The 22,108-nt window shown below is 61.0% G+C and carries 18 protein-coding genes; 11 read left to right on the top strand and 7 right to left on the bottom strand.

Annotation, left to right across the window (positions count from 1 at the left end):
* The first annotated feature begins 20 nt into the window (after positions 1-20).
* From RLCC275e_RS03040 to ribB, 3 genes are all read left to right on the top strand, one after another.
* On the top strand, positions 21-3,200 hold the full coding sequence (locus RLCC275e_RS03040) for a bifunctional diguanylate cyclase/phosphodiesterase (protein WP_033181414.1): 3,180 nt from the start codon (positions 21-23) through the stop codon (positions 3,198-3,200).
* A 233-nt stretch (positions 3,201-3,433) separates the two neighbouring features.
* Complete coding sequence (gene aroC, locus RLCC275e_RS03035; protein WP_033181415.1) at positions 3,434-4,531, top strand: chorismate synthase; 1,098 nt, start codon at positions 3,434-3,436, stop codon at positions 4,529-4,531.
* A gap of 13 nt (positions 4,532-4,544) precedes the next feature.
* Positions 4,545-5,648, top strand: a complete 1,104-nt coding sequence (gene ribB, locus RLCC275e_RS03030) for a 3,4-dihydroxy-2-butanone-4-phosphate synthase (RefSeq protein ID WP_033181416.1) — start codon at positions 4,545-4,547, stop codon at positions 5,646-5,648.
* 268 nt (positions 5,649-5,916) lie between these two features.
* Here the strand turns inward: ribB and RLCC275e_RS03025 are convergent, their stop codons facing one another.
* Positions 5,917-7,107, bottom strand: coding sequence for a winged helix-turn-helix domain-containing protein (locus tag RLCC275e_RS03025; protein ID WP_033181417.1), 1,191 nt, complete (start codon positions 7,105-7,107; stop codon positions 5,917-5,919).
* 118 nt (positions 7,108-7,225) lie between these two features.
* Between RLCC275e_RS03025 and RLCC275e_RS03020 the strand changes: the two genes are divergently transcribed.
* The 6 genes from RLCC275e_RS03020 to RLCC275e_RS02995 all read left to right on the top strand — a co-directional run bounded on the left by RLCC275e_RS03020 (position 7,226) and on the right by RLCC275e_RS02995 (position 11,738).
* Positions 7,226-7,900: an energy-coupling factor ABC transporter ATP-binding protein gene (locus tag RLCC275e_RS03020; protein WP_033181418.1), complete on the top strand. Its 675-nt coding sequence runs from the start codon at positions 7,226-7,228 to the stop codon at positions 7,898-7,900.
* Positions 7,900-8,508 carry an energy-coupling factor transporter transmembrane component T family protein gene (locus tag RLCC275e_RS03015; protein ID WP_033181419.1) on the top strand — a complete coding sequence of 203 codons (609 nt, stop codon included), beginning with the start codon at positions 7,900-7,902 and terminating at the stop codon, positions 8,506-8,508. Before RLCC275e_RS03020 ends, RLCC275e_RS03015 begins: the two co-directional genes overlap by 1 nt.
* Positions 8,509-8,535: 27 nt before the next feature.
* Complete coding sequence (locus RLCC275e_RS03010; protein WP_012756299.1) at positions 8,536-9,099, top strand: biotin transporter BioY; 564 nt, start codon at positions 8,536-8,538, stop codon at positions 9,097-9,099.
* 112 nt (positions 9,100-9,211) lie between these two features.
* Positions 9,212-9,754, top strand: coding sequence for a GXWXG domain-containing protein (locus RLCC275e_RS03005; RefSeq protein WP_033181420.1), 543 nt, complete (start codon positions 9,212-9,214; stop codon positions 9,752-9,754).
* A gap of 56 nt (positions 9,755-9,810) precedes the next feature.
* Positions 9,811-10,599 carry an alpha/beta fold hydrolase gene (locus RLCC275e_RS03000; RefSeq protein WP_033181421.1) on the top strand — a complete coding sequence of 263 codons (789 nt, stop codon included), beginning with the start codon at positions 9,811-9,813 and terminating at the stop codon, positions 10,597-10,599.
* Positions 10,599-11,738, top strand: coding sequence for a PAS domain-containing sensor histidine kinase (locus RLCC275e_RS02995; protein ID WP_033181422.1), 1,140 nt, complete (start codon positions 10,599-10,601; stop codon positions 11,736-11,738). Before RLCC275e_RS03000 ends, RLCC275e_RS02995 begins: the two co-directional genes overlap by 1 nt.
* A gap of 73 nt (positions 11,739-11,811) precedes the next feature.
* Here RLCC275e_RS02995 and RLCC275e_RS02990 read toward each other — a convergent pair whose 3' ends face one another.
* From RLCC275e_RS02990 to RLCC275e_RS02965, 6 genes are all read right to left on the bottom strand, one after another.
* Positions 11,812-12,951 carry an acyltransferase family protein gene (locus tag RLCC275e_RS02990; protein ID WP_033181423.1) on the bottom strand — a complete coding sequence of 380 codons (1,140 nt, stop codon included), beginning with the start codon at positions 12,949-12,951 and terminating at the stop codon, positions 11,812-11,814.
* Positions 12,952-13,571: 620 nt separating this feature from the next.
* Positions 13,572-15,116 carry a methionine--tRNA ligase gene (locus tag RLCC275e_RS02985; RefSeq protein ID WP_033181424.1) on the bottom strand — a complete coding sequence of 515 codons (1,545 nt, stop codon included), beginning with the start codon at positions 15,114-15,116 and terminating at the stop codon, positions 13,572-13,574.
* A 260-nt stretch (positions 15,117-15,376) separates the two neighbouring features.
* A complete protein-coding gene (locus RLCC275e_RS02980) occupies positions 15,377-16,123 on the bottom strand; it encodes a GntR family transcriptional regulator (RefSeq protein WP_033181425.1) in 747 nt (248 codons plus the stop codon).
* Positions 16,124-16,286: 163 nt separating this feature from the next.
* Positions 16,287-17,417 carry a sugar phosphate isomerase/epimerase family protein gene (locus RLCC275e_RS02975; protein WP_033181426.1) on the bottom strand — a complete coding sequence of 377 codons (1,131 nt, stop codon included), beginning with the start codon at positions 17,415-17,417 and terminating at the stop codon, positions 16,287-16,289.
* Positions 17,418-17,505: 88 nt separating this feature from the next.
* Complete coding sequence (locus RLCC275e_RS02970; protein WP_033181427.1) at positions 17,506-18,378, bottom strand: amino acid ABC transporter permease; 873 nt, start codon at positions 18,376-18,378, stop codon at positions 17,506-17,508.
* A gap of 5 nt (positions 18,379-18,383) precedes the next feature.
* Entirely contained in the window at positions 18,384-19,316 is a 933-nt protein-coding gene (locus RLCC275e_RS02965; RefSeq protein WP_018485983.1) for an ABC transporter substrate-binding protein, read from the bottom strand.
* Positions 19,317-19,818: 502 nt separating this feature from the next.
* Between RLCC275e_RS02965 and RLCC275e_RS02960 the strand changes: the two genes are divergently transcribed.
* Positions 19,819-21,054, top strand: coding sequence for an ABC transporter ATP-binding protein (locus RLCC275e_RS02960; RefSeq protein WP_033181428.1), 1,236 nt, complete (start codon positions 19,819-19,821; stop codon positions 21,052-21,054).
* Positions 21,051-22,100 carry an extracellular solute-binding protein gene (locus RLCC275e_RS02955; protein ID WP_197727356.1) on the top strand — a complete coding sequence of 350 codons (1,050 nt, stop codon included), beginning with the start codon at positions 21,051-21,053 and terminating at the stop codon, positions 22,098-22,100. Before RLCC275e_RS02960 ends, RLCC275e_RS02955 begins: the two co-directional genes overlap by 4 nt.
* Positions 22,101-22,108: the final 8 nt, after the last annotated feature.

Raw genomic sequence — 22,108 nt, 5'->3', positions numbered from 1 at the left:
GCCAACAGGGGAGTTTCATTTTGCTATCCAGGCTCAGCGACAGCAAGCAGTTGCGGCGCGTGTTGAAGAATACTCGCGTTTCGTTTCTGGTTTCGTCGCTTGTCGCCCTCGTCGTCATCATGGTCGGCTTCGGCCTCGACCGGGCCAATACTGCGTCTCATGTGCGCGAACTTCATATCCGCACCGAAAACGAGACCAACCTGATCCGCGCCCGGGTCATGGCCGAGATCAATATGGACCTCAGCGTCGTCCGCGACCTGACGAACCTGATCTCCGTCAGCACGGCCAACGGAGAGGAGATGGAGCGCCAGATCAATTGGCTGCTGATCCAGAACCCGTCTTTCATTCATATCGCCGTCGCCCCTGATTTCATCATCCGTGACATCCACCCATCGCAATCCGGCAATGAGCGGATCGGCCGCGACGTGCGCGAAACCCTCTTCTTCCGCCAGGCGATGACCAGCGCGGCCGGCGACCAGTCGGCGCGCTTCTACGGCCCGATCAGCATTGATGGCCGCGACGCCTTTGCCATCTTCTTTCCGGTTTTCGTCAGGGAGAACGGCGAGCGGCGGCTCTGGGGGGCAGTCGAGGTCGCGATCGACCAGACAATGTTTTACCAGGCGACCGGGCTGATGCCGGCGCGCGACCGCGAAAACCGGGAGCGCTATCCGCATCTCGGCCATCTTTCGATCGCCATCCGCGATATCGGCGCGACGGCCGCGACCAATGCTGCTCTGCCGCCGCCGTTCTTCGGTTCGTCCGATATCGATGACAAGAATCCGATGCGCCAGAAGATCGGCTTTGCCGGCGGCAAGTGGGAGCTTTCCGCGGTCCCTAACAGCGGCTGGAACGCGATACCGGAAAATCGCACCGAGCTGCGTCTGATCATCCTTGCCGCCGGCTTCATCATCATCGTGCCGATCTTCTTCGCGACCCTGCTGCTCGGCGAGCGCAATCGCAACATCACCGCGCTGGAGACCCGCGAGGCAAAATTGCTGGAACTGTCGCAGCGGCTCAACCTGGCGCTGGAATCCTCCAATATCGGCATCTGGGAGCTGGAGGATCATTCGAGCAGTCTGCTCTGGGATGCCCGTGCCGCGGCTCTGCACGGCAAAGCGGCGAAAGAAGGAAGCCGGGCGCTCGACGAATGGCTGGCGGCGATCCTGCCCGAGGATCGTGAAACCGCCGAAGTGCATTTCTTCAGCTGCAGCATTGCCGGCGCTGCCTGCACGGCTCAGTACCGCATCCTGCTTGGCGACGGCGGCATCCGCCATCTGCGCTCGGTCGGCGCCTTCTATACGGATGCCGGCGGCGTCAGCAAGACGATCGGCATCGTCTGGGACGTGACCGCCGATGCGGAGATCACCGACACGCTGCGCAAGGCCAAGGATACGAGCGAGGTCAAGAATGCCGAGCTGGAGCTGGCGCTTGAAGAACTCTCGAGCCGCGAGGGCGAGCTCGCCGAGCTTTCCAGCCGGCTCGACCTGGCGCTCAATTCCTATCAGTGCGGCATATGGGAGGCGCGGCCCGGCCTCGGCGGCTCGATCTGGAACGAGCGGATGCACGAGCTCTATGGGCTTGCGCCGCGCAACGGCTTCATGACCGAGGAGATCTGGCTTAGCCGCATCCATCCCGAGGACAGGAGCCTGGCACTCGAAAGCGCGCGTCACTTCAAGCACAACGGCGATACGCACACCCTCGTCTGCCGGGTGATCGTCGACGACGGCTCGGTGCGTTATGTGCGCTCGGTCGGCAAGGTCCACCAGACGGGGACGGGCGAGATGAAAGTCATGGGCATCGCCTTCGATGCCACCGAAGACGTGCTGATGACGATCCGGCTGAAGGCCGCCAAGGACGAGGCGGTCGCCAAGAATATCGAGCTCGAGCTTGTCAAGAACAGGATCGAGCACAATTCGCTGCACGACCCGCTGACCGCACTCGCCAACCGCCGCAAGCTCGACATCGCGCTCGAAAGTCTGACCCATGACGGCCGCCAGCAGCGGCAGAAATTCTCGATCCTGCACATCGACCTCGACCGCTTCAAGGACATCAACGACACGCTCGGCCATGCCGCCGGCGATGCGATGCTGGTGCACGCCTCGAAGGTGCTCGCCAAGAATGTCCGCGGCAGCGACATCGTCGCGCGCATCGGCGGCGACGAATTCGTCATCCTCGCCCTCGACGTCGGCGACAAGGAGATGGCGCAGCTTTCGACGCGGATCATCGAGGAGATGCGCCAGCCGATCGATTTCCAGGGTTTTTCCTGCCGCTGCGGCGTGTCGATCGGCATTGCGCTTGCCAACGGCATCCATGTCGATGCGCGCAAGGTGCTGATCAATGCCGATATCGCGCTCTATCGCGCCAAGAGCATGGGCCGCAACCGCTTCGAATTCTTCAATCACAATCTCCAGGCCGATATCATCAACACCAAGCGCACGGCCGACGAGATCCTCGCCGGCATCGACAATGGCGAATTCACCGCTTGGTATCAGCCGCAATTCTGCGCCCGGACGATGGAGCTGACCGGCGTCGAGGCGCTGGTGCGCTGGAAGCACCCGTCCAAGGGGTTGCTCGCGCCTGACAAGTTCCTGCGCATCGCCGACGAGATCAATGTCGTGCAGATGCTCGACCGGATCGTGCTGGAAACGGCGCTGCACGACAAGATGCGCTGGACGGCGCGCGGCATTGTGGTGCCCAAGGTCTCGGTCAATGTCTCGGCGCGGCGGTTGCATGACGGCAGCCTGTTGGAATCGCTCGCCGACCTGCATATCCGTCCCGGCGAGATCTCCTTCGAACTGGTGGAATCGATCTTCCTCGACGAGAGCGAGGACGTCGTCTCGCAGAATCTCGAGCGCATCAAGGCGCTCGGCATCGATATCGAGATCGACGATTTCGGCACCGGCCATACCTCGATCGTCAGCTTGCTGAAGCTGAAGCCCAAGCGCCTGAAGATCGACCGCCAGCTGGTACAGCCGATTGTCAATGCCTCGCAGGAGCGCGCACTGGTCAGCTCGATCATCGAGATCGCCCGCTCGCTCGGCGTCGAGACCGTGGCCGAAGGGGTGGAGACGGCGGCACATGCCGCGCTGCTGCGCGATCTCGGCTGCGATATCCTGCAGGGTTATGCCTTCTCGCGGCCGCTCTCCTTCGACGATTTCACCAACGAAGCCACCGGAACAGGGTGGCGGCTGGCATCATGATCGCCGCCTGCCGGATCGGCCTCGTCCTGACCTCTCCCCGCCTGCGCAGAGAGAGTGACGGCAGGATGCGCCGTCGATCGCCGGCAAAGACGGAAACAGCATTTCCTGGGCTGCCGGTTTGACGCAAAGAAAGGCTTTTGCCGCGGCGGTTTTTTGGCCTATGAGTGTCCCGCCTTTTCAAGCAATGGCGCGACCGGCAGCGATCGGCTTCGGCGCGCCACCGGTCGGAACACATGTCGCACAATACATTCGGTCACCTCTTCCGCGTAACCACCTGGGGCGAAAGCCATGGTCCGGCGCTTGGCTGCGTCGTCGACGGCTGCCCTCCGGGGCTTAGCTTCAAACTCGAGGACCTGCAGGTCTGGCTCGACAAGCGCAAGCCCGGCCAATCTCGCTTCGTGACGCAGCGGCGCGAGGACGATCTGGTGAAGGTATTATCCGGCGTCATGCTCGACGCCGACGGCGAGACGATGACGACCACCGGCACGCCGATCTCCATGCTGATCGAAAACACCGACCAGCGCTCCAAGGATTACGGCGAGATCGCCCGGCAATATCGCCCCGGCCATGCCGATTATACCTACGACCTCAAATACGGCATTCGCGACTATCGCGGCGGTGGCCGCTCCTCGGCGCGCGAAACCGCTGCGCGGGTTGCCGCCGGCGGCATCGCCCGCCTCGTCGTGCCTGGCGCCACGGTGCGCGGGGCGCTGGTGCAGATCGGCAAGCACAAGATCGACCGCCGCAACTGGGATTGGGACCAGGTCGATCAGAACCCGTTCTTCTCCCCCGATGCCGCAATCGTGCCGGTCTGGGAGGAATATCTCGACGGCATCCGCAAGAATGGCTCGTCGATCGGCGCCGTCATCGAAGTGATCGCCGAAGGTGTGCCGGCCGGCCTCGGCGCGCCGATCTATGCCAAGCTCGACCAGGATATCGCCTCGCTGCTGATGTCGATCAACGCCGTCAAGGGCGTCGAGATCGGCAATGGTTTTGCTGCCGCCGAAACGTCAGGCGAAGACAATGCCGACGAGATGCGCATGGGCAATGATGGCACGCCGATCTTCCTTTCCAACAATGCCGGCGGTATTCTCGGCGGCATCTCCACCGGGCAGCCGGTGGTGGCGCGTTTCGCCGTCAAACCGACCTCCTCGATCCTGACCGAACGCCAGTCGATCGATGCGGAGGGCAAGAATGTCGATATCCGCACCAAGGGCCGGCACGACCCCTGCGTCGGCATCCGCGCCGTGCCGATCGGCGAGGCGATGGTCGCCTGCGCCGTCGCCGACCATTATCTTCGCGACCGCGGCCAGACCGGCCGTCTGAAATAGGAGCGCTCGTCCCATGTCTTATGACCAGAAGCGCGTCGTCGACGCCATCCGGGCCTTCGAGGCCGGCGAGATCGTCGTCGTCATGGATGACAATGACCGCGAGAACGAAGGCGACCTGATCGTCGCCGCCGTGCATTGCACTCCTGAGAAGATGGCGTTCATCGTGCGCCACACCTCCGGCATCGTCTGCGCGCCGATGCCGAAGGAAGAGGCCAAGCGCCTCAACCTCAACGCCATGGTGGCGGAAAACGATTCGGCCCATACGACGGCCTTCACCGTCTCGGTCGATTTCAAGCACGGCACGTCGACCGGCATCTCGGCAGACGACCGGACGCTGACGGTGCGCAACCTCGCCAATCCAAATGTCGGCGCTTCCGATTTCGTCCGTCCCGGCCACATTTTCCCGCTGGTCTCCCGCGAGGGCGGCGTGCTGATGCGCTCCGGCCATACGGAAGCCGCCGTCGACCTCTGCAAGCTCGCCGGCCTGCCGCTGATCGGTGTCATCTCCGAGCTGGTCAACGATGACGGCACCGTCACACGCGGCCCGCAGGTGGTCGATTTTGCCGAACAGCACGGGCTGAAGCTCGTCTCGGTCGCCGATCTCATCGCCTATCGCCAGCGCAAGGAAACGCTGATCGAACTCGGCACCAGCTTCGACATCGAGACGCCGTTCGGCAAGGCCAAGGCTCATACCTATTCCCTGCCCTGGGACCCGATGCAGCATCTCGCCGTCGTTTTCGGCGACATCCGCGACGGCGTCGACATCCCGGTGCGTTTGCATCCGGAGAATGTCGCCGAGGATCTCTTCGGCAAGAACAGCCCAGTCGATTTCTACATGCAGAAGATTGCCGAACAAGGCCGCGGCGTCATCGTCTATCTGCGCGAAGGCTCCGTCGGCGTAGGCCACCACGATAACGGCCGCAAGGCCCGCAACCAGGGTCGCGAAGCCCATGCCGAAGCCCAGACGCGCGACAGCGAATGGCTGGAAATCGGCCTCGGCGCGCAAATCCTCAGAGATCTCGGCGTCAGCTCGATCAAGCTGCTCACCAGCCGCGAGCGCCACTATGTCGGCCTCGAAGGTTTCGGCATCAAGATCAGCACGACGGAGATCTGCTGAGGACTTTTCCCTTCTCCCCAGCGGGGGTCCGAAGGACGGGTTGAGACCCGTGGCTCAACCCCGGTCAGTGGCCCGAAGGGTCGGATGAGGGGGCGGCACGCCACACCCTATATGTTTCCCTTCGCTTACGCTCAGTGCATTCGCGGCTTTGCCGCTTACCCCTCATCTGCCTGCCGGCATCTTCTCCCCGCTGGGGAGAAGCGGAGTCGTGGCAACGTCTCGGTCCCTTTCTTCTCGGTAGGAGCACGATATATCGGACGAAGTTCGACTACCCCCTCCACCCGTCCAAAAACACGACCTTCTCCACACCCGCAAACCGCGCAACCCTGTCAAGCTCCGCCTCCAGCCGCTCCAGCCGGCCGGCCGACGGTTTTACGCCCGGTTCCAGCCAGAGCCGCTTGACGTCGAGCGTCGATTTCTTCCGATCCGCCTTCATGTCGATGCGGCCGATCAGCCTGTCGCCTTCGAGCAGCGGGAAGACGTAATAGCCATATTCGCGCTTCGGCTCGGGCACGAAAATCTCGATGCGGTAGAAGAAGCCGAACAGGCGTTCGGTGCGGTTGCGGTCGCGGATCATCGGATCGAAGGGGCTGAGCACGCGGATGCGCGGCGGCGCGCCGGGGTAAGTGTCGAGTGTCGACAGGAAATCGGCAAAAGCCCAGGATGGGCGCGCCTTGCCGCCGAGCGCCGATTCGATCAGCACTTCGATCAGTTCGTCGCGATGGGCTGATACCCAGGCTTTGGCCTCATCGGGCGAGACCAGGTTCCAGAAGGCTGATATCTCGCCATGGGTGGCGAAGCCGAGCCGGGTAAGCGCGCTGCGGCATGCCCAGTCGACGAATTCCTCGCGGCTCACCTCCGGCTCGCGGAATTCGGCCGGGATGACGCGCTCCGCCAGATCATAGATCTTCTGGAAATTCGAGCGGCCGGCGATGGCGAACTTGCCGGTGTGCCAGAAATATTCGAGCGCCGTCTTGTTCGGATGCCAGTTCCACCAGCCGCCGGAAACGTGGCCATCGGCCTTGATGTCGCGCGCCAGGATCGCGCCGTCGCGCTCAACGCGCTCATAGGTCTCCGCGAACGCCGCCTCGAAGCCCTCGCCGCGCCATTTGCGCCAACGTTCGACGATCACCTGCTCCTGATGGCGGAACTTGTGCTTCCAATAGACGAAAAAGGCGCTCGGCAGGATCGAGGCATCATGCGTCCAGTGCTCGAACAGCGCGCCGTCCTTTTCGAGCAGCGCCGTCAGGTGTTCGCGCCTGTAGGTCTGGTTGCGGGAAAACAGGATCTGATGATGGGCCCGCTCCACCGTCTGGATGCTGTCCACCTGGACGAAACCCAGTTCATGGATGAGCTGCAGCAGGCCGGCCTTGGTCAGGGCGCGGTTCGGCGGAGCGCTGAGGCCCTGCTTGGCAAGAAAGACACGGCGGGCGTCGGAATTGGAAAGCAGATTCGTCATGGCCCCATCATAATCCGGAAAATCTTCCTAGCCACCCGATATCGACAGCGCAATTTGCTCTTTCATCACCCTCGATTACCCGTATAGAAGCGGGATCGCATGGATGCGAGGGATTGGTTTGGATATTCGTTTCGAAGGCGCCGGGGTCAGTTTCGGGGCGCGGGTGGCGCTGCAGCCGCTGACGCTTGGCATCAGTGGAAAACGCATCGGCGTCATCGGGCTGAACGGTTCGGGCAAGACCACGTTCGCGCGGCTGATCAACGGATTGACCAAGCCATCGGTCGGCCGCGTCACCGTCAACGGCCGCGACACCAGCGACGAGAAAACCGCTGTGGCCGATGTCGGTTTCATCTTCCAGTCGCCGCAGAACCAGATCATCCTGCCGATCGTCAAAGACGACATCGCTTTCGGGCTCAAGCGGCGCGGCTTCACCAAGGCGGAGATCGAGGCGAAGGTCGAGGGTGTGCTGGCCCGCTTCGGCGCTGAGGCGCTGGCCGATCGGCGCGCACATGAGCTTTCCGGCGGCGAGTTGCAGGTGGCGGCCCTCTGCTCCGTGCTGGCGACGGGGCCCGGCATTCTCATCCTCGACGAGCCGACCAACCAGCTCGACCTCAAGAACCGGGCGCTGGTCGAACGGATTATCGCCGGGCTGCCGGAAAGCGCCATCATCATCACGCATGATCTGGAGCTGATCGCCGGTTTCGAGCGGGTGCTGCTGTTTCATGAAGGGCGGCTTGCCGCCGATGCGCCGGCTGCCGAAGCGATCGCCCGCTACAAGGAGATCGCCGCCTGATGCAGTCGCTCTATGTCGAAGGCAACAGCGTGATGCACCGGCTTTCGCCGCGGCTAAAACTGTTGTCGCTGACGATCTTCGGCGTGGTGCTGTTCGTCAGCGGGAACCTGATCCTGCTGTCGATCACCGTGTTGCTGACGGCGGTTCTCTACCGGATGGTCGGCCTGCCCTTTGCCGATGGACTCAGGCGGCTGCGGCCGGTCTTCCTGACGATCGCGGTCGTGGCACTCTTCAACCTCATCTTCAATCCCTGGCAGGAGGCGCTCGTGCCCCTGCTGCGGCTGTCGGCATTGATGCTGCTTGCCGCGACCGTGACGGCGACGACGTCGATCACCGAGTTCATCGACGAGGTGACGGCGCTTGCCCGCCCGCTCGAACGCACCGGCTGGGTGCAGGCCGACGATATCGGCCTGGCGCTGGGGCTGGTGCTGCGTTTTGTGCCGGAGATCGTCGGCCGTTATCAGGCGATCCGCGAGGCGCATAAGGCACGCGGCCTGAAGGTCCGGCCGACGACGCTGCTTGCGCCGCTGATCATCCTGACGCTCAAGGATGCGGATAATATCGCCGCGGCGATTGACGCGCGCGGCATTCGACGGCATGTGAGTTAACGATTGATAAATACGGAATTCATGATGATGAGCACCCGCGACCTCGTTCTTACCGCCCTCTTTGCCGCGATCATCGTGGCGCTCGGCCTGCTGCCGCCGATCTCGCTCGGCTTCATTCCGGTGCCGATCACCGCCCAATCGCTCGGCGTCATGATGGCCGGCGTCGTGCTCGGCGCGCGGCGCGGCGCGATTGCCGTGCTGATCGTCCTGGTGCTGGTGGCGATCGGTCTGCCGGTGCTTTCCGGCGGCCGCGGCGGGCTTGCCATCTTCGCGTCGCCAACGGCAGGCTTCCTGATCGGCTGGATCTTTGCCGCCTTCGTCACCGGCTATCTTAGCGAACGGCTGGTCAACCATCAGCAATCCGGCCTGGTGCAGACGGTGAGCTTCTTCCTCACCGCCATGGCCGGCGGCATCGTCGTGCTCTACGCCTTCGGCATCACCTATCTCGCCACCGTCGCCGGCCTCGGCTTCACGAAAGCCTTCGTCGGCTCGATGGCCTTCATTCCCGGCGATGTGATCAAGGCTTTCGTCGCAGCGCTGCTTGGCCGCGCCGTCATGGTCGGCTATCCCCTGCTGCCCTCGCGCGCCTGACGCATAGGTCGATCTCGTCTGGTGAATACGCAACGGCCCCTTCGGGGGCCGTTGCGCTTCCGCCCGGTCCGCATGAACGGGAACTTCCAAACCTTCTTTTCATTTTCCCGCAATGAACGGCCTTGAAGGAGAAACCATGCGAGGCGACCAGCAGGAGGAGATGGTTGCCTGGTTCCGCTCGCTGGAGCCCGTCCAGCCGAAGGACATGGTCGGCCTTTGGAGCGGCGTCGGTATTCCGTCGGGCCATCCACTGGACGGCGTGCTCGAGAATCTCAACTGGTTTGGCAAGCGCTTCCATTCCGACATGAGGGCGGACGCCCTGCTCTTCAACTGGAGACCGGGCCGGCTCGTGGCGATCGAGCCCAATTTCTTCCCTGTTGGGCTGGCGATCAAGATGGCGCCCCTTGGCCGGACGTTCGTCGCCCGCCACTGCTTCTCGTACCTGCAGAAGCTGCTTCGGGCGAGAGGCACGACCGCTTCGTTGCGGCTTCAGGCGCTCGACGGCATCGAAACGGCTGCGATGATCTACGACAAACAGCCGATCGTGGACTACTTCCGGAGGATTGACGATGACGGGATTGCCGGGATGATGTGCGTGCGCGCCGATCCTCGGCGATTCTTCTTCGAACTCCGGAAAGTGCTGGCGGCTGGCTGATCTTTCCTCAATCCAAAACAGGCTGAACATGCTATGAAAGCAGGGAAGAGGACGAGATGACCGTCATCGATCGAAATCATGTTCAAGTCCGGGGCGATGGCCAGCGTGCGATGATCTTTTCGCATGGATTCGGGTGCGACCAGAATATGTGGCGTTTCGTGGCGCCGGCTTTTGAAGGCGACTTCAAGACCGTGCTGTTCGATCACGTTGGCGCGGGACGATCCGATCTTACGGCTTATGATGCCGAAAAATATTCTTCCTTGTCAGGTTATGCGGATGACTTGGTGGAAATTTGCCGCGAACTTGGCTTGACGCAAGCGGTCTTCGTCGGCCACTCCGTCAGCGCGATGATTGGCGTCATCGCCTCGCTGAAGGCACCGGAACTGTTTGAAAGCCTGATCCTTGTCGGGCCGTCGCCGCGCTATATCAACGACGGCGATTATATCGGCGGCTTCAGCGCGGCTGAGATAGACGAACTGCTGACGTCGTTGGATGACAATCACTTGGGGTGGTCTGCCGCCATGGCGCCCGCCATCATGGGCAATCCGGATCGACCGGAACTCAGCGAAGAGCTGACAAACAGTTTCTGCCGCACCGATCCGGAGATCGCCAAGGCGTTCGCACGGGTGACATTCACGTCGGACAATCGCGGCGACCTTCCTGAAGTCACCGCGAGAACGCTGATCCTTCAATGCCGCGATGATATCATTGCCTCCGAAGAGGTCGGCGAATTCGTTCATCGGCAGGTCCCAAACAGTCAATTGGTCGTGCTGAATGCGAGTGGCCACTGCCCTAACCTCAGCGCTCCCGACGAGGTCATATCTGCAATCCGGCGGTTCGTCTGATGAGCGGTCCCGACACGCAGGGCTCCATGCCGGCCGAGGACCTTGAGGACCTGTACGAAAACGCGCCATGCGGCTATCTTTCGTTGCAGCCAGACGGGCGCATCGTCAAGGTCAACAGAACGCTGCAGACCTGGATCGGCATCCCTGCCGAGCAACTCCTCGGCAAACGACTTCACGACCTGCTCAACACCTCGGGCCGTATATTCTACGAGACCCATTTTGCGCCTCTGCTGCGCATGCAGGGGTTTTTCAACGAGGTTGCCCTCGATCTTGTCACGGCGGACGGCAGAAAGCTGCCTGTGCTCGCCAATGCCATGGAAAGACGCTCAGAAGACGGTGCCTTGCTTTTCACCCGTGTGACGATGTTCCAGGCTGCCGAGCGTCGCCGTTATGAACGGGAGCTGGTCGAAGCGCGCGCAGCCGCCGACGCTGCCGGCGCCACCATCAAATCCCAGCTCGACTTCGAACAGCAAACCGCCGAGTTGCGGGAGCAGTTCATCGCCATCCTTGGTCATGACCTGCGCAATCCACTTGCCTCGATTGCCGCTGCGGGGCGTATGTTGCGAAAGGAAGAGCAGACCGATCGCTCGACTAAAGTTCTCGATTTGATGCAAGGCAGCGTCGTTCGCATGTCTGGCCTGATCGACAACGTCCTCGACTTCGCGCGTGCACGATTGGGTGGCGGCATCGTGCTCGACAGGCGAGCGGAGGTGCTTGAGCCGATCCTGCGGCAGGTCATCGAAGAACTCCGCTATAGTCACCTCGACCGCGCAATAGAGGTGAGCATCGAATTAGACGGCCCTATAAATTGCGACAGCAGCCGGATTGGCCAGCTGGTGTCCAATCTCTTGGGAAATGCCCTGACCCATGGGACGCCGGACGAACCGGTGCGGCTATCGGCGGCAACCGTCGACGGAAGACTGGAGCTTTGGATCGCCAACGGCGGCGCTCCGATTTCCAGCGATGCGATGACACGGCTTTTTCAGCCTTTCTTCAAAGGCGAAGCCGGCACAAGTCAACGAGGGTTGGGGCTGGGTCTGTACATCGCTTCGGAAATCGCCCGCGCCCATGGCGGGACGATCATGGTCAGTTCCGATGACCAGGAGACGTGCTTCACCTTTGTGATGCCGTTGGATTGATCCGGGGGGCAGCCGCGCCAGCAGGGGCGGAAAGACACATTCACAGCGCAGGCGCTATGAAGGGTTCGGGCACCTAAATCCGAGACTCTTTCGTCTGAAAACCAGCAACGCGTTGCCCGAGCCTGTCGAAGACCAATCGTAAAACGCTGCGGATGGGAGGCTCTCCCCATTTGCACACAGCCAGCGACAGTGCACAGACGATCGCAACGGCCAAACCTAGCGCCAACAGCGGTGTCATCCCCAGATCGGTCAGCCAGTCGAGAAGTTGAACGCCGATCGCGAAATGCAAGAGATAGAGCGGGTAGGTCATCGAGCCGAGGGTTTTGACCGATTGAAGGAAGGCGGTCGGCAGACGACTGATCTGCTTGCTATAGGTCACGCTGGCAACGATGAAGATTAGCCCCGCCACCCAGATTGCGACTGCGGGAAGCGGCGAAAAGGCATGACCGGCTGCGGCGAGAGTGCGGTCGCTGGTATTGTCGCCTGCCATATATATCTGGGCAGCCCCCGCCACCAAGGCGCAGATGAGACCCATCGAGGAAATTCGGTTCATCCGGCCTTGAGACAAAAGCCAGATGTAGATGCCAATGGCAAATTGGCAGCCATAATAAAACGGGATGGCCCGCCAGGCGGTCTCGGTGAATATGGCCAGGATGGCTGAATCGGGAAAGGCGTTTAACAGAGCGATAAAGGCCGTGCTGGCCAGCGACAGACCGAGCGCCAGCGCAGGCATCCTCGCCTTCTGACCGGTCGCGCACATGATGAAGACAAGGGCGTAGAAACAGATCTCACACGCCAGCGTCCAATATTGGCCATCGATCCATGGCCCGCCGGGGTAGAGAGTGATCGACCGCAGATAATTCTTGATGATGCGGCGGTTAACATCTTGAGTTGCAATGACGATCAGCGTTAGTGACGCGCATATCCATACCGCTGGATAGAGCCGTAGAATTCGACCTTTAAGAAATGACATGGCGGTGGCTGCAGCGGCAGAGTTGACGATGACGAGCCCTGATATGACGAAGAACAATTCGACGCCAACCCATCCAGGTTGGGCGATATTCTCAATCAGGGGCATTTTGTAGGGTCTTAGATATAAGGGCGAAGCCCAGGAAGCAAATCCGAGATGAAACATCGTTACCATCAACGCACACACAAATCGTAGCGCGTCGATACCGTAAATATACGGGCTGCCGGCTTCAGATTTTACCATAGCGATTTCCCCCAAAACCTAGTCAACTACTACCTGGACTTGGATATTGGCGCAAGATACTCGCAGTTGGCGTAGGAATTATGATTGTGGGTCAGTTCGTTCACTTGCCCGTCAAATAGCCTTCGACAGCTCCGTCGGATGTTCCCGCGGTATGGCGTCTCGGCCCGGTCCAAAATCCGGGCAACAAAAAACCGCCTTGAGGCGGTCGGGCATTCTATCGATTTCAGTTTGATCTAGTCTCCTCCTCCACCATCTCCGCCACCGCCATCACAACCGCCGTCGCCTGAGGCATCGAACCAGCCTCCCCCTGCATCGCCGGAGCTTCCTGAACTGCCCGACCTGCGCTTGGTGTTTGCAGCGGACTGGGCAGTGCGCCCTCGTGCCGCCCCGGTGATCAGGGCATACAGGACAAAGCCTGCGATAAGCATGGTAGTCATAAGAAATATACTCAATCAGTCTCCTTCGTTTGTTTCAGGAAATCTTGTTTCCTGATTAAAATAGTAGAGTATTTCCCCGCTCTCGAAAATAGCCTGAATATGAAACTTTCATGACATACTGGGGCACGTCAAAACTCTGCGCTGCCCAAGGTGCAGCGCAGAGGATATTGGGCTGGTTCCCCTTCAAGCCGCCGCTCTTTGCGGAAAGAGGACGGCGTGCGGAGCGGCCTTGACTCCAGCCAAGATCAAGGGGTCCTGATAGAGGCGAGGAGCCGGTATTCCCAGCCTGGAATGCAGCGTTGCGGCCGAGCTTGGCAGGAACGGGAGGAGGCAGCGGGCAATGATCGCAAGGCCATAGACCTGCTCGGCCAGGCAATCGCCGAGACGAGCGGCGGTCACCCACCGATCTTCCGGTGTGAGATCGGCAAGCAGGGCTTTCGCATCCGCCCACGGCGCGCCTTTTGTAAACCGCCTGTTCGCCTCGCCGACAAACTCGAAAATATTAGCCAGCCCGACATGAAGTTCGTAGGCATCGAAGGCCTGGGCTACCTTCGCCGGAAGGCGGGCGGCGGCCTCGACGAACGCGCTGTCCGGCACGGGCGGAACGATCCCGTTGAACGAGGTAGAGAGAAGGGCAAGCACCCGGTTGGCGAGATTTCCGAGCTGCCCTGCGAGTTCTCCCGACCAAGCGGCTTCCAGACGCTCGTCTGAGAAATCGCCATCGTCACCCGAGCGTATGTGCCGCAGTAGGTAGTATCGCAGTGCGTCCGGTGTTTCGTAGGATTGGATGATGCGTTCCGGATCGATGCCGTTGCCGGCCGACTTGCCGATCTTCCTGCCGTCGACCGTGACGTAGCCGTGCACCAGGATCGACGAAGGTGGCGGCAGGCCTGCGGATAGCAGGATGGCTGGCCAGTATATGGCGTGGAATTTGGAAATGCCCTTGCCGACGACATGGACGCGTTGGCCGCCGTTCCAATAGCGCTGCAACAGGGTTTCATCGCACCCGTGGCTGAGACCTGTGAGATAGTTTGCCAGGGCATCGAACCAGACGTAGACGACCTCATCGCCATCGGGGACGGGAACGCCCCAGCCTCGCGCACGCTCCGCACTGCGCGACACGCTGATGTCGGTCAGGCCACGCCGCAGCAGGGCGAGGATTTCGTTGCGCCGATGAGCCGGGACGATCCGAAGTTCGCCGGTCTCGACCAGCTCGATGAGCCGGTCGCCGTATCGCGAGAGACGGAAGAACCAGTTCTCCTCACGGATGGTCTCAAGGGCGATTCTATGTTCCGGGCAGCACCCGTCATCGAGTTCCGACGGCTCGTAGAATTGCTCACAACCGACGCAATAGAGGCCCTCATATGCCTTGCGATAGAGGTCGCCATTTCCGGCGCATGCCCTCCACAAGGCGTGGACGCAGGCGATATGCCTTGGATCGAGGGAGGTGCGGACGAATTCCTCGTTGGAGATGTCGAGCAGGCGGCCGAGGCGCTCGAACCTGTCTGCGTTGGCATTGACGAAGTCCTTCACCGGCACTCCCGCGGCTTCCGCCGAACGGACATTCTTCAGGCTGTTGTCGTCGGTTCCGCATTGGAACCTGATGTCATGGCCGAGAAGGCGGAAATGGCGGGCATAGGCATCGGCCTGGACCAGCTCGAGGGCGAAGCCGACATGCGGCGCGGCATTCACATAGGGGATCGAGGTGGTGATGTAGATCTTGTTCATCGGCGTTTCCTTTCGAAGGCTGTTATTGCCCGCGAGACGGATCGACCCATGAAAAGACCGCCTCGAGGGCGGTCGTTGGTGCATTCTGGACGCACGAAACCCGCCACGCTATGAGCGCGGCATCATCATCACGAAAGTGCTGATCACGGTGTTGTCCATGCAAATTTCCTAGCATTGCGGAGTGTTTTGAACAAGCGCTCCTGTGATCAGAAATGGTGCTTCAGCTCTGGCCAAGCATCAGCGATACGCGCGGGCCTCTATCAGGAAAAATTCTCCAGCACGGCCAGGAATGTGTGCCGGTCGCCCTGCCCTTCGGTCAGGCGCACACGGCCTTCGATGTCGGCGAGGTGGTGGTCCATCAGTTGTTGCGCCTTGGCGAGGTCTTTCGCCTTCAAGGCGGCTACGATCATCCGATGGTGGTCCGCGCCGCAGTCATCCTTGCGGTCTTCCTCGTAGAGCGACATGACGAGGGAAAGCCGGGCGACGATCTTGGCGAGCACTTCCGTCAGCACCGGGTTGCCGGCGATTTCGGCAAGCACGATGTGGAACTTGCCGGACAGAACCGTCTTCGACTTTTCGTCGCCGTGGTGGTGGATGTGCTCTTCTTCATCGGTCAGCTTCTGCAGCGCATCCAGCTGCTCCGGCGTGACGCGGGCGATCACCAGTTCGAGCAGCAGGCCCTCGATCTTCCGGCGCGCCTCGAAAAGGCTCTTGGCCTGCTCGACGCTCGGCTCGGCAACGAAAGTGCCGCGGTTTCTCTTCCGCTCCAGCAGGTGGTCGCTCTCAAGCACGCCGAGCGCGCCGCGCACCACCGTTCGGCTGACACCGAAATGCTCGGCGATCGCTTCCTCCAGGATCTTGGTGCCGGGCTTCAGCGCTCCTTCGCCGATGGCGGCGGCAAGCGTGGAGCGGATGCGTTCCGAAACATCGTCGTTGGTATCGGTGCTTTCCACCGGCCCATTGGCCGCTGTCATCACTTTCGCACTCTGACGGCGCATCTTCCTCATTGCAGTCTCCAAATTGCCTCTGACGGCCCGGCGTGGATTCGATTGATCACCAGATATCCAAGCGCGATAATTATTTCCATAAGAATATTTTTGCGGAAATAATTCCGGCACCCACATTTCGATAGGCGGTGCCGATGGAAAAACGCCGGCACCGCCTCGTTGCTCAAGCCGCTTTCTGCTTCTTTTCCGGCACCGACAGGGCAACGCCTTTTTCGGCGCAAACCGTCTCGACATGACGCGCCGACTGCTTGATGAAAGCGATTGCCTCGTCGAAACCGTAGGATTGCACCTCATAGGTCGGATAGCCGTAGCGGCTGCTCTCATAGGCCTCCCAGTCGAGAACAGCCCCGGAGGCGACCCGTTTCTCATAGGCATCCACCATCGCCATATAGGCCGCAAGCTCATCCGCCGTCAGGTCGGGGTGGCCGGCGCGCCAGATAGGATCGTCGATCTCGATGCACTGGCGCGGATTGGCCTTGCGCGGCTTGTCGGCGACAGACTGGGCAACCTCCAGCGACAGGTTCAGCGCGGGGTTGGCCTCCGCAAGAATGGGAAGGATCGCGGCGAAATCGACGATGCCGCCGCCAACGGGTCTGGTCTGGAAATCGAGACCACCCGGGGCGCGCCCGACATAGGCATCCTTGATATGGGTTTGGCGGATATGGGGAGCCAGCCGCTTGGCGGCGAAGACCGGGTGCTCGCCCCGCTGCAGTCCGTTTGCCGTGTCGAAGACGACGCCGACGCAATCGGCGCCAACCTTCTCGATCAATCGCAGGATCTCGAAGGAGGTGATTTCGTCGTGGGTTTCGATGTTCATGTGCGCGCCATTGGCACGGGCGACGGGAGCGAGCTTGCGGAGGACTTTTTCGATCCCGAGCAACTGCTCTTCCCAGGTCACATCGGTGCGGAAGCGGTCATTGGCCAGCCGGCCGCGATATTCGCTCTTGAAATTGCCCGGAGCAACCCAGAGCTCATGGCAGCCGATTGCGGCACTTGCTTCGATCATGTGCGTGAAACCGGCAATGATATCGCCGCCGCCGGCGGCCCTGAGCGCCGGTTCCTCGGCGCTGCAATAGGGATTGATCTTGCCGATGCCGCTTTCGAGATAGAGGCCAAGGTCGTCGGCCTTCGCCCTGATCTCTCGCAGCAGGCCGCGGTCGAGATCGGGGCTCATGTCCAGCGCCGTACTGAAGAAAATGCCTGCGAGCCCAAGTTCCTTGACGTGATCAAGGCTTGCCAGAGGCCCCCGCTTCTTTGCCTCGGGCAGCTTTATGCTGTCGATTCCCAATTTCATGTCATGCTCCTCTGCTGTTTCCTGATGGGGCGCGCTGCACTGGCGACCCCTTCGTTGTTGATCTCAATTCACGTCGATCGATCTGCGATCACGCCCGTCCGGGGGCGCGAGGCTTCTCTGCTGTCCGGCCTTTCGGAACGAGACTCTTTTCGAGATAGTGCTGGCCTATGGATGCGACACTCGTGATGGCGAGGTACCAGATCGAGGCGACGAACAGCAGTTCGATGACGAGGAAGTTCCGGGCGTAGATCGCCTGCGCCTGCGTCAGCAGATCCTGCATGCCGATGACCGAGACGATGGCACTGGCCTTCAGCATGCCGATGGCCTGGTTCCCCGTCGGCGGCACGATAATACGCGTGGCCTGGGGCATGATGACGGTGAAAAAAGTCTGTGTCTTTTTCAGCCCGAGTGCCGTGGCCGCTTCGCGCTGGCCGCGATCGACCGCGACCAGGCCGCCGCGGATGATCTCCGACATGTTCGCGGCTTCGTGCAGTCCGAGTGCGAGGAAGCCGGCCAGGGCCGGCGTCACCAGATCGTTGATCGAAATGGTGAAGCTTCCCATCCCGACCTGCGGGATGAAGAGGGCGATGTTGAACCAGAAGAAGATCTGGACAATCAGCGGCACGCCGCGAAACCACCAGACGAAGCCGGCGGCGATCACCTTGAGAACCAGGTTCTGGCTCGTCGCCATCAGCGCCAGCAGGCATCCGAGCACGATACCGAACACCATGGCACCGGCCGTCAGTTCAAGCGTCAGCAGGACGCCGCGCAGGATTGAAGGATCCACCAGATAGCGGGGGATCTCGGACCATTGGATGCTTTGGCTCTGCCCGACAACGAGCGCGAAGAAGGCCAGCGCTGAAATCGCGATGGCACCGGTTGCGATCTGCCCCCAACGCATCGGTCTTCCGACCGATGGCGCAAGGGAGAGCGATATGGGCGACGCTTGAAACAGGGCCATCGGCGTCAATCCGCAGGCATGCTGGCGGCATCGTTGACCTTGACGGTCTTCACGGCCAGCGGTCCAAGGCTCCACTTCTTCATGATGGTCTCGTAGGCGCCCGAATCCACCATCTGCTGCAGGGCGGCGACGACGCTGTCGCGCAGTTGCGGATTGTCCTTTGCCGTCAGCATGCCGAGATAACCGACGGCAAGGCGGATATCCGGCAGCGCCTGCAGGCCCTTGCCGTTTCCGGTTTGGTGTTCGGTCGTGTAGACGCTGGTGGCGTAACCGTTGACCGTGGCGTCAGCCCGCCCTGTGCGAACGGCCTGAAGCACATCCGGCATTTTCGGGATCGACATGATATTGACCGGGGTCGCGCATTTGGCCGATGCCGCCTCGACCATCTTCGCCTGGAAGGTGCCGACGGGAACGGCGACCTTCTTGCCGCACAGATCCTCCATGCCCTTGATGGCGAGAGGATTGTCCTTAATCGTCATGATCGTCGTCGCGTCATACATGTAGTCGATGACGTCGACCTGCTTTTCCAACTCCGGATCGTCGTTGATTCCCGAGATCGAGAGGTCGAAGCGCTTTGCCAATATGGAGGGCACGATTGCGGCACCCGCACCGACATCGGTCATCTCAACATCGACACCCAGGATGACGCCGAGTGCGGCGGCGATATCGGCATCGATGCCGATCAGCTTGCCATCCTCGCCGTGAAAGCTGATCGGCGGCGTCAGGTCGGTCGCGACCTTCAATACGCCCGACGACTTGATGGAGGGCGGCAGCCCGTCGGCCAGTTTCTGCGTGAGGACGACACCGGGGAGCTTGGCGACATCGGCATCGGGCGTCATCTTCTCGGCGGCACCTCCGGCGGCATAAGCAGAGGCCGCGATCAAAGAGACCATCGCTCCGGCAACTCCGGCCCTCAAGATTTTCTGGATGCGCATCATGTGATCCCCTTTCATTTTTGTACCGGTGAATTCTCGGGATCATCCATGCAATCGCCGTGCCACCTGCAATGGCGCGTCAATAATTACCTGATATCAATAGGGTTTCTGTCGATGTCGACATTTCGGATGGAGTTTCGCAATATAATTCGCATGAAGTTTCGAACGTAGCTGCACAATTTTTACGCTCCCCTGCCCTGCCGCATCACTTTTGACCGCCTCATTCGCCCGCAAGACCCAAAACACCTCTTCAGATGCCAAATCCCGGTGCTTTTCGGCGCTTGATCGCCCGTTCAGGGCCGCGGCCGTTTCTATCTGTTGCCCATTTAATATACGACGCTGGCGAAAATTTAAACAAAAACTAAATGCGAATTTTAAATCGTATACTCATTATTATAAACTTTCGAAACTTTATAAGTCTAAATTATCGCTTAATTTTCATTGACTTGGCATTGACGACAATGCCGAACGGCAAAACTGGCATGCCGCTTGCAATCCGTTTCTCATGAACAAGCTCGACGCAAAATTTCTCACCGGACCGCATCTCCGTCTTGTGCCGGAGACAGCGCAGCAATCCGTGACCTCGACCCAGAACCAGGGAGGCCCTATGCAAGGCATACCGAATATGGCTGAACGCAAGCGGCTCAGCGTTCAGGGCCTCACCCATAGTTACGGTGGCCAGAATGCCATCGGCGACGTGGCTTTCGACATCGAGGCCGGCGAGATCGTTGCCCTGCTCGGGCCGAGCGGCTGCGGCAAGTCGACCGTACTGCGCGCCATCGCCGGGCTGATTCAGCCGAAGGCGGGCAAGATTGTGCTCGGAGAGAGAGATCTGGCCGATGTCTCGGCCCGCTCACGCGGCGTCGGCATGGTCTTTCAGAACTATGCTTTGTTTCCGCATTTGACGGTCGCAGAAAACATCGCCTATCCGCTGGCCTGCCAGAAGCTTCCCCGCGCCGAGCGCAAGGCGCGCGTCGAGGAGATGCTGTCTCTCGTCAGGCTCAAGGATTATGGCAACCGCCTGCCGCGCGAACTCTCCGGCGGACAGCAGCAGCGCGTCGCCGTCGCCCGCGCCATCGCCGGGCGCCCCTCCCTTCTGCTTCTCGACGAACCCTTCGGCGCGCTCGACCGCGCCCTGCGTTTCGATCTGCAGGTGGAGCTGCTGCACCTGCAGAAGACGCTCGGCATCACGACACTGATCGTCACGCACGACCAGGAGGAAGCCCAGAGCCTCGCAAACCGCCTGGTGCTGATGAACAAGGGCAATGTCGAGCAGATCGACACGCCGATGACCGTCTATGACCGCCCGAAGACGCTCTTCGTCAATACCTTCATCGGCCAGGCAAACCTGCTCAATGGAACGGTGCTGCGGCTCGATGCCGAGAGCACGCTGATCGGCCTTGCGAATGACCGGACCCTGCTCCTGCCGCGCCGGCTGAATTTTACCCTCGGCTCGAAGGTCACGATCACCTTCCGGCCGGAAGAGGTTCGCCTGTCGACGCAGCCGAGCGAAAGCACCCTGCCGGTTCGCATGACGGTCTCCGTGCCCCTCGGCCCTTCCCTCGTCCATGACCTTGCCCTCGAAGACGGTACGGGCCTGCGCGCCTCCGAGGTCAGAGGCCCCACCACATTCATTCCCGAACCGGGAACGCCGCTATTTGCCGAGATCGACACCGCACGGTGTCACGCCTTTCCGGCCGAACCGGAAATCATGAGTGAAGAAACAGATCAACAGAGGTGAACGAGATGAAGGACTTTCAGATTACCCGTCGTGGGTTCGGTTTCCTGGCGGCCGGTGCCGCCGCATCGGCCATGCTTCCGCTTTCCGCCCGCGCTGCCGGCGGCGGAGCCGTTGCCGCCACTTTCCCGGGCAGCTGGGAAGACGCCTACCGCACAGTGCTGACGCCGATGGTCAAGGATGCAGGCTATGACCTGACCATTGCCCCGGCGATGGCGCAGGACCAGCTTGCCAAGATCATGGCAAGCCCCGGCAACCCGCCCTATGACACGCTGCTGATGTCGCCCGGCCAGATGGCGGTCGCCATCGAGAAGGATCTCATCCAGAAGATCGATCCGAGCAAGCTCAAGAACTGGGGCATGCTCGATCCGTCCTTCCAGGGCGAATACGGCCCGACCGTGACCATCGAAGTCAACGGCATTGCCTACAATCCCGATCTCGTTCCGAAGCCGAAGGGTTATCGCGATCTCTTCGAAAACCCGGCCTTTAGCGGCAAGGTTTCCTGGACCGGCTTTGCCTCGAACACCGCCGTGATGGCCTATACCGAGATCGCCAAGATCTTCGGCTCCGGCCCGAACGACATGGACGCCGTCTTCAAGCTGTTCAAGGACCATCCGGAGCATCTGAAGGGCGTGGTCGACAGCACCAACCATCAGATGACGCTGTTCCAGCAGGGCGAAATCGCCGTCTTCATGTGCTCGACCGGCAATGTCGCCCATCTGAAGAGCCTCGGCCTCAACGCCGAGTTCGTCCATCCGGAAACCGGCTCGCCGGCAGCCCCCGTCAACATCCACCTGACCAAGGGCTCGGCCAATCTCGATGCGGCCTATGCCTATATGGATGCCGCCATCTCCAAGGCCGCCCAGGACCAGCTCAAGGAGCCGCCGACCGAGATGTTCCCGACCAACAAGGACGTGGCGCTGACACCCGGCATCGAAGCCTATGTCACCCGCGACCAGATCAAGACCATGGTCTATCCGGACTGGGTCGCGATCAACAAGAACCGCGACGACTGGATCCGCCAGTTCGACGCGCTCGTTGCCGGTTGAGGTGATGT

This window comes from Rhizobium brockwellii (assembly GCF_000769405.2).
Lineage (GTDB): Bacteria > Pseudomonadota > Alphaproteobacteria > Rhizobiales > Rhizobiaceae > Rhizobium > Rhizobium brockwellii.
This window is presented reverse-complemented; position numbering and strand designations above follow the sequence as displayed.